General features: G+C 40.3%; 11 protein-coding genes. 4 read left to right on the forward strand and 7 right to left on the reverse strand.

All coding sequences use genetic code 11. The features are described 5' to 3' along the window. Positions 1-193 precede the first annotated feature (193 nt). From ABIB30_RS16235 to ABIB30_RS16260, 6 genes are all read right to left on the reverse strand, one after another. A complete protein-coding gene (locus tag ABIB30_RS16235) occupies positions 194-1,411 on the reverse strand; it encodes a DUF4998 domain-containing protein (protein ID WP_354303751.1) in 1,218 nt (405 codons plus the stop codon). A gap of 27 nt (positions 1,412-1,438) precedes the next feature. Further along, the gene (locus ABIB30_RS16240; RefSeq protein WP_354303753.1) at positions 1,439-2,671 is read right to left on the reverse strand and encodes a DUF5000 domain-containing lipoprotein; all 1,233 of its coding nucleotides are present in this window, start codon (positions 2,669-2,671) and stop codon (positions 1,439-1,441) included. 64 nt (positions 2,672-2,735) lie between these two features. Next, positions 2,736-4,661: a RagB/SusD family nutrient uptake outer membrane protein gene (locus ABIB30_RS16245; RefSeq protein WP_354303754.1), complete on the reverse strand. Its 1,926-nt coding sequence runs from the start codon at positions 4,659-4,661 to the stop codon at positions 2,736-2,738. Between the two features lie 7 nt (positions 4,662-4,668). Continuing rightward, positions 4,669-7,863: a SusC/RagA family TonB-linked outer membrane protein gene (locus ABIB30_RS16250; protein WP_354303756.1), complete on the reverse strand. Its 3,195-nt coding sequence runs from the start codon at positions 7,861-7,863 to the stop codon at positions 4,669-4,671. Positions 7,864-8,270: 407 nt separating this feature from the next. Then, entirely contained in the window at positions 8,271-8,966 is a 696-nt protein-coding gene (locus ABIB30_RS16255; protein WP_354303758.1) for a GNAT family N-acetyltransferase, read from the reverse strand. A gap of 30 nt (positions 8,967-8,996) precedes the next feature. Continuing rightward, positions 8,997-9,491 carry a MarR family winged helix-turn-helix transcriptional regulator gene (locus tag ABIB30_RS16260; protein ID WP_354303760.1) on the reverse strand — a complete coding sequence of 165 codons (495 nt, stop codon included), beginning with the start codon at positions 9,489-9,491 and terminating at the stop codon, positions 8,997-8,999. Positions 9,492-9,642: 151 nt separating this feature from the next. On the opposite strand from ABIB30_RS16260, the gene ABIB30_RS16265 reads away from it, so the two are divergent. Further along, positions 9,643-10,224, forward strand: coding sequence for a type 1 glutamine amidotransferase family protein (locus ABIB30_RS16265; protein ID WP_354303762.1), 582 nt, complete (start codon positions 9,643-9,645; stop codon positions 10,222-10,224). A 46-nt stretch (positions 10,225-10,270) separates the two neighbouring features. Here ABIB30_RS16265 and ABIB30_RS16270 read toward each other — a convergent pair whose 3' ends face one another. Beyond that, positions 10,271-11,185 (reverse strand): AraC family transcriptional regulator, encoded by a 915-nt coding sequence (locus ABIB30_RS16270; RefSeq protein ID WP_354303764.1) that lies wholly within the window; start codon positions 11,183-11,185, stop codon positions 10,271-10,273. 255 nt (positions 11,186-11,440) lie between these two features. On the opposite strand from ABIB30_RS16270, the gene ABIB30_RS16275 reads away from it, so the two are divergent. The 3 genes from ABIB30_RS16275 to ABIB30_RS16285 are packed head-to-tail and all read left to right on the forward strand — an operon-like array spanning position 11,441 to position 15,159. Then, positions 11,441-12,226: an SDR family NAD(P)-dependent oxidoreductase gene (locus ABIB30_RS16275; RefSeq protein ID WP_354303766.1), complete on the forward strand. Its 786-nt coding sequence runs from the start codon at positions 11,441-11,443 to the stop codon at positions 12,224-12,226. Between the two features lie 10 nt (positions 12,227-12,236). Further along, positions 12,237-13,466: an enolase C-terminal domain-like protein gene (locus ABIB30_RS16280; protein ID WP_354303768.1), complete on the forward strand. Its 1,230-nt coding sequence runs from the start codon at positions 12,237-12,239 to the stop codon at positions 13,464-13,466. 40 nt (positions 13,467-13,506) lie between these two features. Further along, complete coding sequence (locus ABIB30_RS16285) at positions 13,507-15,159, forward strand: sodium:solute symporter (RefSeq protein WP_354303770.1); 1,653 nt, start codon at positions 13,507-13,509, stop codon at positions 15,157-15,159. The last annotated feature ends 133 nt before the right edge of the window (positions 15,160-15,292 follow it).

Here is a 15,292-nt window from a genome sequence, read left to right on the forward strand (position 1 = left end):
ATTGGTTTTGTTTAGTTTTCTATACAACTAGACACATAACACACCATGTACTTCGATATTTTTTACCCCCCAGGGCCTTGATGGGTCACCCCCCCCCCCCCCCCCCCCCCCCCACCCCCCCCCCCCCCCCCCCCCCCCCCCCCCCCCCCCCCCACCACTATACGATGCAGGATAAACCTTGCAAAGGTTTGTTTTATTGTTTATTCCAAAATCTGATTTCACTCATATTGCTGTAATTACCATCTCCGGTAGTTACCTGTTTAATTCTGATCCGGATATACCGGATTGGTTTACCATTGTTATTTAGCTCCGAGCTCAGCGCGTTTTTACCATCGTCTGTCCGGATTACTTCTTTCAGTAAAGTCCATCCCTTAGCAACCGACTCCTCTTTCCATCCTGAGTTATCTGCATTAAGATTGGTAGCTGCACCTGTGAGGTCAGCAATTCCCCATACCTCAAAATCATCAGGATTATTACAGCAATCTCTGCCGGTTTCTTCAATCCTGGATAAATTATCATAAGTTTTTCCCAGATCAAATGTAATGGTATGCGGCATCCCACTATTTCCGCTGCTATGAAAAAGGTTCGGATAGCTTTGTGGCCCGACACTTCCGTCCCAAAGCTTACTCACACTGGTTCCGGATTCATAAGTACTGGCATCATGCACCAAATGCACTTCTTTAAACAACAGCCTGTCGCAAAGTACGTAGCTGTAAATTCTTGGAAAAACGGAGTAAGCTGAGACAGTAAAGGTATCTAATGCACCTTTCCCCGGTAGGTAAGAAGAGCTGTACTGGATATCACTTCCTAATTTATAACTGGGTAACAGCACTGCATTGCTATCAGGTCTTAGTATCTTTTCAACAGCAAGCCCTGCAGCATTTGTATACTTAATTACAGTATTTACATTAATTGTATCCGGGGTATTAAAGTTGAGCAGCAGCGACCCATTATCGTTCAATACATAAGGATTGGTTCCATTGTAGGGCCTGTTTAATAAACCAGCTTGATAAAGCGTCCCAAAAACTCTGACATTGTTAGCTTCTACGGGAACAGATTTACGGCCTTGCGCATCATAAGAGTAAATAACAAAAGAATAGGTATACTCTTTTAAATTCGGGATGATCACCTTGATCGTATCCAGGGGTTGATGGCTGGTCGCATTTACGACAACAGAGTCTGTTTTATTATTCCAGTAAACTACATATTTTGTAATTGTTGGATCTGAACTGGGATTCCACCAAAGTGCCGTCCGGAGGTTACCTGGTTTGGTGAGCACTGCTGAAGCCCGTCCGGGATAAACAATTTCACCATCTTTAAGATAGCTTTTGAATTCAGTATCATCTTTTGTACAGCCCTGCATGATCAGGCAGCACAGCAAAAAACAATAGACGCTGTAAATATATTTCATATCGTTTGTCTTTAATTGTTAAAAAATTTATCTCGTATCTCCATAAAAAGTCATTTCCATTACATGCGCAAAACTTCCGTTTGACCAGGTTGAGCCTACAGACAAGCGCAAATACCGCACTTTAGGACTAGCTAAAGGAACATCGAAATTTACTCCCGCCTTTACAAAATCATTGTCAGAAGCATTGTGTGCAGCAGGTTTAAGACCAGAAGGGGGATCGGGAAAATTAAAGTTACCCAGGTTTGTCCAATCACCCAGAATAGTACCTGCCGGCGCGGTTTTTGGCAATTGGATATCTGCAGGCTGAGCTTTATCTGAGCCCCATAAGGAGAAGAGTTTGGGATTACCATGACCAAAAGCAAATTTTTCATCTCCATCGGGTCTTTCCCACATCACGAAGCGGCTCAGTTTAACAGTGACCCCCATTCCAAAGGTTGCGATGACGGGTAAACTTCCATCCGGACTGCTGTGCCAGCCATTTCCATCTGTTTTTCCGTTCCAAAGATTAGGTAAATCCCATCCATAGCCGATTCGGCTATCGGTAGGGAGGTTATAAACGAAGAACTTATTCTTATCCAGTACGGTTTCAAAAAATGGAGTGGCAGAGAGATAAGTAGTATCTGAGATATTTCCGTAAGCATCTGTTACATAGTATCCAAATTTCTGCGCAACTGGTGGAAAACCTCTCAATGAATAACTAATACTATCTTTATTCGAATAATATTGATCCACGATATCTGAGAAATTAGTCTGATCGACTTTCAACATCACGATTCCAAGTGATTTTTTCAAAGGGTTATTCCCAATAACCTTTAATCCGCCAAATGAGGCCTGCACGTTAACAGTCGGTTTCAGCAACAGGTAAGGTGGCGTATCGGGATTAACTTTGACAATGACCGGGTCTGATTTCACATTAGCTCTGCTCACGGTATACAAGGTAACTTCGTAGGCTTTCTTTTTGGCGAACCCCGCTACGGTAATGGTATCAGAATAATAGCTGGACTTGGTTTCTCTGGCTACTTTATCATTTATTTTATACTGTGCCATCACGTATAATAAGTTCTTTGAATTTGGCAGCGTATAGGTAATATTAGCCCCGCCATTAAAATTATCAACTTTAATATTGGTCACCATGTCTGGCTTGGTGAGGTCAGAAGAAACCGGGGTATTATACCCATCTGTTTTCTGACAGGCCCCGAGTAAAAATAAAACGGGGATAATCAAGCATATATATAGCAAGTAATTATTTATAGGTTTCATTGGTTTATATTTTTTTCCGAAGTATTTATTTTTTTCAATTGTTTTCAACTGTTGCATAAAATGGCTACCAGTATGGATTCTGAACAAGATTTGGATTAACGACCAGATCATAGCTTCTGATTGGCCATAAATAATCTTTTAAACCAAATACAGGAATAAATTGCGTGGTTGGGCGGTAATAATTGATCGCCTCCGCATCATAAATACTCCATCCTTGCATCGGTACACTCAATACACTTTGAAGCTCTTTCCAGCGGCGCAGATCCCATCCGCTTTGCGCCTCGAAGCACAATTCAATTCTTCTTTCCTGATGAATGATCTGTCTCATCCCCTCTTTAGTACTATATTTCCCGGGATTCCTGGAGTGCGCAGACCAGGATGCCTGAACACCTTGTAAGCCAGCCCTGGCTCTGACTTTGTCGATATAATTGAAAACCTCAGCTGCAGGCCCGTTTGCCTCATTTAATGTTTCAGCATACAATAAATATAAACCTGCAAGCCTGATCAGTGGTAAACGGAAGTCGGTAGATTGAAATCCATCATCATAGATAGAAAGATAGCTGACCAGTTTTTTTGGCCAGTATCCTGTTATATTCAACCTGATCCTGTCTTTTGGGCCAGCAAGACCTTCACTTCCCCTGGCCTGCACGCTATAAAGCGGGTTTTTCGCATCATCCTGGTTCACTCTTCCATTACCAAACCAGATACTTCCGTCAAAAGCCAGATCTGCATAGAAACGTGACTCCCTGGCAAAATGGCCTTTAATTGTTTCATAGCCTTCCTTGATATAATAGCGGCTCGCCCCATCCCCTGTTTTAAGTGTATTTCTACCCGCATAATCCCAGTCCTTATCCTCATTGATAGGTACGCCATTAACGGTATAGAAAAGCTCTTGCGTTGAAATTGGTGCAGAAAAAGTAGAGGGATTAGAAAAACTGCTGATGGCCGATTTCGCGGTCAGCCTTGGTGTAGCATAGCCTTGATAGCCGAATGCTGGATTGGAGGCCCAGATGATCTCCGGATTTAATTCCCATTTTTCAGTTACCGCGTTTTGTATATCCAGTTCTTTTTTCAAGGAATCAGAAAGTTTCCCAATGGTAGCAGGCGCAGCATAAGTATACAACCGGACACCCTGAGCTTCACTGGCAACAATCGCTGCTTTAGCTGCATCGGCAGCCTTTTGCCATTTTGAAGGGTCATAGGCAGCCGGAAAAAGTGCTTTTCCATCTTTATCAATTAAACCCGTATAATCTGGATTTCCATTAAATAAGGGACTGGCTGCGGTAGCCAGAACTTCTGCTTTAATTGCCAATGCAATCAGGTTGGTTGCTCTTCCCAATTCCAGCGCCTGGTTACTAATTACAGCTGGCAAATCTGGAATAGCTTCGTCTAACAGAGAAACGATATAATTAACAGATTCCTCGACACTTGACCTTTTTACCCTCACTTCATCGGTTGTACTGGTGATGGCCAGGTTATCTTTAATCAGGGGTATAGGGCCGTACATCTTGAATAAAGTATAATGATAGTATGCTTTTAAAAATTTGGTCTCTGCAATCCATCTTTTCTTTTCTGAAGCGGATAAGTCAATGGGTTTATCAATATTTTCGAGCATGATATTACAAATCCTGATCGATCTGAACATACTGTAACTCCCATTTGAACCGTCCCAGGCATTCAGGCTGGGATCATTTGAAGTTTGAGTGCCTCTGAGCATATTAAAACCAGTTCTGTTAAAGCCCAGGTAGTTATCCAGATCGTTAGAATAAATCAGTTCTCCGGAAGTTGTAAATCCGGGATTGCTGGATACATCTGTCATGCGCTGCATATAAGCATAGCAGGAATACAGATAGTTTTCTGCCTCGTTTCTATTTCTGAATGCATAGTCCAGGGTGCCTAAATTATCTGGTGTGATGTCCAGGTATTTCTTACAGGATAAGCTGGAGATTGCTAAAACTCCAAGGCATATATATTTATAGTATTTCTTCATAGGTTCTTTATAAGTTCACGTTAACACCGACATTAAATACCTTTTGGATCGGGTAAGCAAAGCCATTGCCTCCTTGCTCTGGATCCCACATTTTAAAGGGGCTCCAGGTCACCAGATTTAATCCGTTAAAATAAATCCTGCAGGAAGAAAGCCTGATGCTTTTAGAGATCCTGGATGGTAAGGTATAGCCAAATTCTACTGATTTCAGCCTGAGCATACTCCCGTTGCGCATCCACCAGGTACTTGTTTGTGCGTTGTTAGCCAGGTCATCTCCGGTAATTGAAAGCCTCGGATATAAAGCATATAGATTTTGATTTTCTGGCGACCAGTGGTTATCTGCGAAATCCTTTAATAATTGTGTATTTCCATAAATGTATTTTTCTTCACTGGGTACAAAAGGACTGACCTTTTTAGGATCAATAAAGAAACTCACACGGCCTTGTCCTGTAAAAAATGCAGACAAATCAAACCCTTTATAAGAAGAGCTGAAGCCAAATCCATAGACAATTTCCGGAGACTGCGGGTAGCCAATAAAAGCCTTATCTGCATCATCAATTTTCCCATCGCCATTTAAGTCTCTGTATTTAATATCGCCACCTTTTGGCAGTTTACTTCCGAATTTCTGAACTGGTGAATTGAGGACTTCCTTATCATCTACAAATAACCTTTCTGCAATAAAACCGTAATTCCTGTTGATGGCCTGCCCGGTTGTATACCTCCATGGCTCCATCCATTGCGGTTCTTCAAAGTTGACATATTTGTTTTTCGCAAAGGTCAGGTTAGATCTCAGGGCAAAAGAAAATTCGTTGATATTGAGTTTGTAATCCATAGACAAATCAATTCCTCTTGACCTGGCGATGCCAATATTTGCACCCACATTTGGATTGTTATTTTGATCAACAGCCTCTAGTCCCAAAGTAGAAGGAAGGTTTTTACGCTGCATATAAATATTATACCGGTAGTTGTTATACACCTCGGCGATGATATTCATATTTTTAAAAAGCGTCATTTCCAGCGCAAGATTGGTTTGCCTGGAAGTTTCCCAGGTAATCGAAGGGTTTTCATAGCTATTGATATAAACACCGGAGCGTGAAGACGCACCATTATAACCAAACTGCGCGTAGTTTCCACCGCCATTTAAATTCACATCCGACTGATAGAAAAAGCGCTGATCCCCGATCGCATCGTTCCCAACCAGTCCATAGCTTCCTCTTAATTTCAAGCGGGTGACCACACCAGCAAATTTCTCCCAAAACTTCTCATTGGAAACCAACCAGCCTGCTCCAATAGTTGGAAAAAAGCCAAAACGATGGTCTGATGAAAAACGCTCTGACCCATTATAACCAAAATTTGATTCGATAAAATACTTATTCTTAAATGCATAGGTTAAACGTCCGGCGAGCCCCAAATTCCGGTAAGGCAGTGAGTATTGTAAGGTTCTTTTGTCTGTTTTAGGATCTTTTGCATTGCTGTAAGTAGTTTGCTGACCGGTTCCTATCAACGTACCGCTTACGGTATGGTTAGTGCTGAATGTCCGGTTATAATTTATAGACGCCTGCCCATATAAAAAGGTACTGATGTTTGGTTCACCGGGATAATAGGAAAGATATTCTTGCGCGATGTTTGGTGGATTATTTTCTACTCCGGAATTGATCCATTTTAAGGAGTACTGGTTGGTTAGGCGGTCATAATTTTCCGCGCTATAGTAAAATGGAGAATAGGCCAGCTGCGAATCAAAGTAAGAATACCTGTTGGTACTGAATATGCTTTTGAAAGAGAGTCCTTCTGTCAGGAAATCAAGGTTCTGATTCACTTCAAATTGAGCAGACATCCTGGATTCTGATGAATTTTTATGTCCTCTTAATAAAGCAGCGTATGGATTGTTGTATAAAATGCTGTTTTGAGTTGTTCCTCCTTCGTTACCAAAAAGAATATGCTGAACATTCTGATTGGTAGCATCTGCTGGAAAAAAGGCAGGAAAAAGTACTGGACTGGTATGTACAGCAACATTATACAGATCGGTAGAGAAACCGCCATCTGTAGCAAGTGGACCGGCATATTCACTGAAATTACCTGAAAGACGAACAATCAGCTGCGTGGTTTTGCTCACATCAATATTGACATTGGAGCGTAGTTGATAGTTACTGTATTTTACATTGTTATCATTGTTATTCTTAATGTCCTGATTCAATACTCCATTGTCACGGTTATAGGAACCTGCTACGTAATAACGGGCTACTCCACCTCCACCGCTCACGCTCAGGTTTGCTCTTTGTGTAGTGGTTCTTTTCTTGAACAACAAACCCAGCCAGTCTACTGCCGGATATACATATTCATTATAGCCAGGCGATTTATTTAAAGTAGCCTGAGTATTGATGAGCTGGTTTTGACTGAATTTCGGGCCTGCTTGCGGATCCCTGCCTATAGTCGCTTCGTTATATAAATTCATATAAGTAACCGGATCTGCCAGTTGCAAAGTCTGGGTAGATTGTGAGATAGAATTTTCCAGCCGGAAGCTGATCTTTGATTTTCCTTCTTTCCCTTCTTTGGTACTGACCAGGATGACTCCGTTGGCCCCCCTTGCTCCATAAAGTGCGGTAGCGCTTGCGTCTTTAAGAATGGAAAAGCTCTCAATATCATCTACTTGCAAACGTGCCAGATCGGAACTTGTGAGTTCAACGTTATCAATTAAGATCAGCGGGTCTTGTTTGTAACCAAAAGTGGTTACTCCTCTGATAAAAAACTGTGAGTTGTCCTGTCCTGGCTGTCCGCTGCGTTGATAACCAATTACTCCTGCAATTTGTCCGGATAAGGCATTGGTCAGGTTGCTTGATGGAATTTTTAAATTAGCCACTTTGACGGTAGTTACTGAGCCTACGATCGCTTCCTTACGCTGTTTTTGCCCCAGGGCAGTAATCACAACTTCATCTGCCTGAATGTTATTCTCGAGCAAACGAATATTAATGATGTTAGTGGATTCGCTGACGGTAACTCTTTGTTCCTTATAGCCTACATAAGAAAATCTCAACAGTGTGCCGGGCGGTACATCCAGCACGTATTTCCCGTTGTTATCGGTCTGGGTACCTTGATTAGGTTTGTTTACCGCGGCTACCACTACAGCTGGAAGTGGTAATCCTAATGTATCTGTGACCTTACCTGTAATTGTTTTCTTTGTTTGAGAGAATACATTTCCAGAATTCAAGCAACTTAAGAGAAAAAAAAGACAACAGGAACTTCTACAAAGTTTTTGTAAATTTTTGTTCATACGCTCGTTTGGTTTAATTTGGTTAATCAATTAAACAACTGTAAGGCAGCCTCTTTAAAGAATTACTGCACCGGTTATTGTGGAATCGATTTCAACAAATCTATACGCTGGCCAATACAAAAAGAATGGGGAATTCATCGATTTACATGAACTATTCGCTGATTGCGAATGCAGGGTGCAGAAAGCTAAGCCCTATTTCGGTTAAAAGGCATATAAAAAGGGCATAATATCTCTATTATGCCCTTTTTATATTGTTGTGCTATTATTGAAAATAACTTTGATGCTGGTTAAGCCTGGTTTTTTTTAACAGGCAGGGAAATAGCAATTAAGAGACCACTAATAATTTAATCCTTGCCCAGGTATCTCAATTTGATCAGCGGGAAATCTATTCTGGTTTTAAAGTTTAAGTGCTCATAAATTTTTATGGCTCTCGTATTCGTATCAACAACATGCAGAAAAGGGGTCTTTCCCTGTGCTAAGTTTTTGTTGCACAATACACTTAACAACCTTTGGGCATAACTGTTACCAGTATGTCCGGGATGCGTACAAACTGCGCTTAATTCGGTAAAACCCGCTAAATTAAATCGCTCTCCGGCCACCGCAACTAGTTTATTATCTTTTCTAATTCCATAATAGTCTCCCAATGAGGAAGTTCTTTCTTTAAAAAAACCAGGTTGTACCAGGTTAACCAAGTCTGATAACTCCCTGCCGTCATGCGCCGAAAGCTTGACTATTCCTTCCATATTCACCTCTTTAGGCAGCGTAGGTCTATAGATCATCTGCAAACAGTTTAACCTGGTCACCAATGCCCATTCTTTCGGAATATCTTTTACTTCATCCTTTAAAAACACTTCCTCATTCACTTCAAAATAAGGCGCTATTTGAGTTAATAATTTTCCATCAGGGTCAGCCATTCCCATAAAAGGAATTGTGCCTTCGCTATATCTTTTGATGACCTGATTACCTGTGGAGAAATCCTGGTGAACTGTTTCCAATGCATTCCAGATTGGGTTATCCAATAGAGACGAGTACTTTTCCATTTATCTTATAATTTTATATTAATCTTTATTTTAATCTATCTTTTTTGAAGCTTGAAGACTATGATATCTTTGATAATAGGTTTTCTCTTTCAGCATTTCTTCCAGCTTTTGAATATGCTGTAAAAGCTGTACTTCTTGCTCAAATAGCTTTTGATTCAAAGCCATAATATCATTCCAGAGCACCTGGTATTTCGCCAAATCTTTCTGCCCTTTTTTTGTTAATTTCAAGAGGCGTTTTCTGCTGTCACTAACTGATTTTTCAGATTCGATATACCCTATTTTCTCTAAACTCTTTGCAATATGGATCACGGCAGGATGAGTTAAGTTCAGTTCTTTTGCAATCTCTGAAATACTTATACTACCGCGTTTACTCACTAAATAATAAAGAATAAAATCCTTTGTTTCCAGCGGCAAGCCCTGTTCCTGATAAATCAGCGTCATCTCACTAGTTAGTGATTCATACAACCTGCGTAGTCTGGCACCAATAGCAAAAGAGCCCGATTCGTTAATAATATTTGCTATCATTGTATATATTTACGTAAACGTTTACGTAAATATATACAATAAATAGATTATACCATAAATTTTTAAATTCATAGAGAAATTACCTGAGCTATTCATTTGCAATTGTATCTTTAGGACAACGATTTGAATCAAAGAAATAATCCTGATTTTTATGGAACTAAAGCACGTTTACATCTTCCTGTTCGATGGCTATTCTGACTGGGAAATCTCTTACCTGACACCAGAACTTTTTAAAGAAGAGAAGATCAGTTTAAAAACTTTTACGATAAATGGCGCTGCAATTACCTCGATGGGCGGCCTTAAAATAACACCGGATCTGTCTTTAGCGCAAGTTAAAGCTGAAGAAGTTAGTGTACTTGTTTTACCAGGAGGAACGGCTTGGGAAGAACATAAAATCGAAGGTATAGATGAACTGGTAGCTGATCTTTACCAGGCAGGTAAAACCATAGCGGCAATTTGTGCCGCTACCACATATCTCGGAGAAAAAGGTTACCTGGATAGCGTAAAACATACAAGTAATGATTTAGACTATCTCAAATCAGTAGCACCTGCTTATAAAGGAGAACATAATTATCAGCAAGCACTTGCGGTGACAGCTCATCAGCTGATTACTGCCAATGGAATTGCCCCAATCGAGTTTGCTGTTGAAATTTTCAAGAAGCTTGAATTACACAGTGAAGCAGCTATCGAAAAGTGGTTTCAGCTATTTAAAAATGGCATCTGGTCTGAGTAAACAAGTAACTTACCGGTATCAGTAGTTGCAACACTGAAGCCGGTAATCATACTTTTGAAGCTAGCGGACTGATCGTAGTCAGCTTATACTGTTCTGGTGATAAGCCCATATACTTTTTAAACAATCTGGAAAAATAGTACGGATCTTCATAACCAAGATCCATGGCTACTTCTTTGATTTTAGCCTTATTCATAGATAAAAGCTGACAGGCTTTTTGCATTTTTAAGTGAATAAAATAATCAATCGGTGGCATTCCTGTCGCTTTTCTAAATAAGCTGGAGAAATGAGAGCCAGATAATCTATGCAGACCGGCCATTTCTTCTACGACCAGTTTCTTATCAATATTATTTTTCATTTCCTGAATTGTACTGTTAATGATATCTCCGTGACCACTGACATCGGCAGATACATTTTTATCCGGAAAAAGGAAGGAAGCAATAAAGTGATATAAACGAAAGTTAGCATTGCATAAATTCTCCATACTGTATCCCATTTCCAGACATTGAAAGATAGTCTTCCAAATTTCAATCGCTTTGCTATTGAAAGGAATTGGCACAGGTCCCTTGAAAAAATCTATGTTTAATGAAGTATTGAAATTATCAATGATACTTCCGGTATAATGAACCCAGTATATAGTCCATGGGTCATCCGTATCAGACCAATATTTGATACACTTATCTGTTGCAGGTATCACAAAAAATTGATTAGGTGTAACCTCAAATTTTTTATTATCTATCACATAATAACCTTTACCTGTTAGACAGTAAATAAAAATATTATCCTCGCAACCCTTTCTCCACTCCCTGTAATGAGACCAGGCTTTTGGGAAATAACCAATATGAGCAATGTAAATATTAAATAAAGCGGGGTGCTTTTTTAAGTAATTCTTCAGGATTTTCGAGGGGACGTGAATGATCTTCTCCCCGTCAAAGCCGTCCCGTCTTTTGTAGACATTATTCATAAGGTTTATATTTTGGCCAGATCTTATAGTATCAAAACATAAAACGGTTTTGTTACTATAAAATCTTACACAAGATATACTCCATTTTCAACTAAAGCAAGCTTAGGGCTAAAACTTATTTTTAAATAGAATTATCCATTAAAATAAATGGATAGGCTATTATAGGATTAATTACCGCTGTATACATTTGGTTACATTAAGATTAACTATTTATAGTTTTTAAATCAGTTAAAGAACCATTTATAATCGTATGATATGCAGTTACTGAAAGATAAAGTTATTTTTTTGACCGGAGGCACAGCGGGTATAGGTTTTGAATGCGCCAAAGTTTACCACCGGGCCGGGGCCAGGATCAGCATTCTTACCAATGATCAGGAAAGCCTGAAAATGGCCCGAAATGAATTTAACAACGATAATATTCACTATATCCTGGCAGATATCTCCGTTGCAAAGGAAGTTCAGTCTGCTATAGAAGAAACCCTAAGTAAGTTTGGAAAAATCGATAGCATACACAATAACGCAGGGATTTCCAATCCTTCAAAAACGATCTGCGAAACTTCTGATGAAGAATGGCAGCAGCTTTTTGACACGAATGTAAAAGGCATTTATCATACCACTAAGTTTGGTATAGCTGAACTCAAAAAAAACAGGGGAAATATTCTAAATACAAGCAGTATAGTCGGCGAAATCGGGCAGCCGATCCATGCTGGATATTCAGCTACAAAAGGAGCTGTCAATGCCCTGACCAAATCTATGGCGCTGGATTATGCACCATTTGGCATCCGTGTAAATTCGGTAGCCCCGGCGGGCGTCTGGACTCCTATGCTCAGAACCTGGAGCGCTCAACAACCAGATACCGTCTCTATTAAAAATTACCTGGATGCCATACATCCTTTGGGATATTGCCCGGATGGTGATGTTGTAGCAGACGCCTGTTTGTTCTTGATTTCCGAACAAGCCAGGTTTATCACAGGCTGTATACTCCCTGTTTCTGGCGGAGCAGAGCTTGGTTATAGAAAGATCATGGATCATCATTCCTAAACTAAATTAAATGATAAAAAGAATTGAAGTTTCTGATGCCCGTTATCAATTAGGCGGAAATGCTGGCAGTGATGCTATTCATAAAAATCCAGTTTATTCTTATGCCGTAACCCAGTTATTCGATGATAGTGGAAATACCGGATATGGCCTGGCTTTCACTTTAGGTGAAGGCAATGAGCTGGTCTGCAAAGCAGCAAATTATTACGCGCAACAATTACAGGGAAAAGATATCGAAGATATCATGTCTGATTTTGGGACATTATTCAGGAAGTTATCAGATGATCAGCAATTCCGCTGGCTTGGGCCACATAAAGGTGTTGTACATTTGGCTTTAGCCTCTGTGACGAATGCTTGTTACGACCTGTGGGCTAAAAAAAGAGGTGTTCCATTATGGAAGTTATTAATTGAGCTGTCTCCCCAGGAATTAATTAATACGCTTGATTTTTCCTATCTGGAAGATGAGCTGACTAGCGAGCAGGCCTTACAAATGCTCCTGGAGCAGCAACAAACCAAATGGGCCAGAACCCCTATCCTTACTGCCGGATACCCAGGATATGATACTTCCATTGGCTGGTTTAATTATTCGGACGAAATGGTCAGAGCAAACTGCCATAAAGCGATTTCGGAAGGTTTTAAGGCGATGAAGCTTAAAGTTGGCTCTCCTGATTTTGAAAGAGATATCCGCAGGGCAAATATGGTAAGAGAAGTAGCCGGAGATTTAGTTAAAGTTATGCTGGATGCGAACCAGCAATGGAATCTGCCTCAGGCCATTCAAATCTGTAACCGGCTCAAAGAAATGAATCCTTACTGGATTGAGGAACCTACTCATCCGGACGATGTACTTGCGCATCAAACACTCGCAAAAGCCGTCAGTCCGATCAAACTTGCGCTTGGGGAACATGTGCCCAATAAAGTGATTTTCAAAAACTATCTGCAAACCGGTGCAGCCTCATTTATTCAGGTAGATGCGGTGCGTGTTGGTGGCGTAAGTGAATTTATTACCGTAAGTTTATTGTGCAAAAAATTTGGAATACCAGTAGTCCCGCACGTTGGCGATATGGGACAGCTGCACCAGCATTTAGTTTTATTCAACCATATTTCTCTTGGCCATGAAGCTTTATTTCTGGAACATATACCTCATTTAAAACCGCACTTTTTGCATCCGGCGCAAGTTGTAAACGGCTCTTATGTGACCCCACAGGAGGCTGGAAGCAGTTGCGAATTAAAAAGCTTAACCTGATTAATAACACAATATACCCAAATATAATACTAAAGCCGAAATGATCCATCCAGTAGATACCACAATCAGTATTTTATATATCGTATTCATTTTTGCCATCGGATTATGGGCGGGAATAAAACACAAATATAAAACTGGTCAGCAAAATCAGGCCAGTGAATACTTTTTAGCGGGTAAAACGTTACGGTGGCCAATGATAGGTTTAGCATTATTTGCAACTAATATTTCTTGCGTTCACTTAGTTAGTTTAGCACAAAGTGGATTTGACAGTGGCCTGCTGAATGGGAATTTCGAATGGATGGCCGCATTTACGCTTATCCTGTTATCTTTATTTTTCGTCCCATTTTATATCAGATCAGGCGTAACGACTTTACCCGATTTCCTGGAAAAGCGTTATGATCGTGCCAGCAGAGATTGGCTGGCCATTGTTTCTGTAGTTTCAGCTATCGTAATCCATATCTCTTTTTCCCTGCTTGCAGGCGGCATTGTTTTACAAACACTTTTTGGAGTAGATTTATATACCAGCGTCATCGTGATTGCTGTGATCACTTCAATTTATACTATTGTTGGTGGCCTCAGAGCTGTTGTAGTCACAGAATCCATTCAGACCGTAGTGCTGTTGAGCGGAGCAATCATTATGACCTTTGCAGCGTATCACAAAATGGGTGGCTGGCAACCCATGGTCAATGTTCTGGAGCAGCACCATCAATTAGAAAAGTTATCTATGATGAGGCCGCATGGTGATAGCAGCGGATTGCCCTGGTATGCAGTCTTTTTAGGTTATCCTATACTTGGCATCTGGTATTGGTGTGCAGACCAGACTATTGTGCAAAGAGTATTAGGGGCGAAAGATGAGAATCATGCCCGTATTGGCCCATTGTTCTGTGGTTTTATTAAGATCCTTCCGGTCTTTATTTTTGTAGTGCCGGGACTGTTTGCCTATGCTTTAGTACAAACAGGACAACTGGACGTTACTGCGTTAAAAACTATAAGTAATGGTAAAGAAGTGATCAATAGCAAAGGCATCTATACTTTGATGATTTTACAGCTTATCCCCAAAGGATTAGCAGGTATTTTAGTCGCCGCGCTTCTTTCAGGATTAATGAGCCAGATTTCTGGTGCACTGAACTCTATTTCTACGATGGCCAGTTATGATATCTATCAGAGATACCGGCCGGGAGCCAGTGATCAAAAGCTGGTCAATGCAGGAAAAATAGCTGCGGGCTTATCTTTGATATTCTCTTTACTGCTATTGCCCTTATTAAATAGTTATGAAAGTATCTTTAATGGACTTAATGATATTATTGCACACATCGCTCCTCCTATTACCTGCGTATTTTTATTGGGGATTTTTTGGGGCAAGGCTTCAGCTGAATCCTCCAAACTTACACTTTACATAGGCTCTGCAACCGGCGTTATTGTATTCATTACAGGCAAAGTATTTCCAGCAGGTTTTATGGGTCAGATCCCTTTTATGATGATGGCTTTCTACCTGTTTTGTTTCTGCGTCTTTTTACAAGTTATCTTTTCTTATCTCTTTCCTGTAAAGCACACTGCCGAAAGTGCGCGTTTATATTGGAAATCCCCTTTAGAATCTTTATCCAGCAAAGGATGGAGCGGTCTGGGAAATTACAAACTACTTTCTTTAGTCTTATTCCTGGTGATGTGCACTTTGTTCTGGATTTTCAGATAATGAACTCATTTGCAGCGAAAAACACCCTGCAAAAAATACACGAAGAATAAAAATCAATCCAAGGAATGATCATAGGATAGTCCATCTACTTTATGGCTTAATCCATTTTCATGTAAAATCCAGTCCTATACTT

Source organism: Pedobacter sp. UYP1, assembly GCF_040547305.1.
GTDB lineage: Bacteria > Bacteroidota > Bacteroidia > Sphingobacteriales > Sphingobacteriaceae > Pedobacter.

Coding starts and splice junctions, on each gene's coding strand:
- ABIB30_RS16245 (WP_354303754.1), bottom strand. CDS start 4,661: ATGAAGAAATACTATAAATATATATGCCTTGGAGTTTTAGCAATCTCC.
- ABIB30_RS16270 (WP_354303764.1), bottom strand. CDS start 11,185: ATGAATAATGTCTACAAAAGACGGGACGGCTTTGACGGGGAGAAGATC.
- ABIB30_RS16235 (WP_354303751.1), bottom strand. CDS start 1,411: ATGAAATATATTTACAGCGTCTATTGTTTTTTGCTGTGCTGCCTGATC.
- ABIB30_RS16280 (WP_354303768.1), top strand. CDS start 12,237: ATGATAAAAAGAATTGAAGTTTCTGATGCCCGTTATCAATTAGGCGGA.
- ABIB30_RS16240 (WP_354303753.1), bottom strand. CDS start 2,671: ATGAAACCTATAAATAATTACTTGCTATATATATGCTTGATTATCCCC.
- ABIB30_RS16285 (WP_354303770.1), top strand. CDS start 13,507: ATGATCCATCCAGTAGATACCACAATCAGTATTTTATATATCGTATTC.
- ABIB30_RS16265 (WP_354303762.1), top strand. CDS start 9,643: ATGGAACTAAAGCACGTTTACATCTTCCTGTTCGATGGCTATTCTGAC.
- ABIB30_RS16260 (WP_354303760.1), bottom strand. CDS start 9,491: ATGATAGCAAATATTATTAACGAATCGGGCTCTTTTGCTATTGGTGCC.
- ABIB30_RS16255 (WP_354303758.1), bottom strand. CDS start 8,966: ATGGAAAAGTACTCGTCTCTATTGGATAACCCAATCTGGAATGCATTG.
- ABIB30_RS16275 (WP_354303766.1), top strand. CDS start 11,441: ATGCAGTTACTGAAAGATAAAGTTATTTTTTTGACCGGAGGCACAGCG.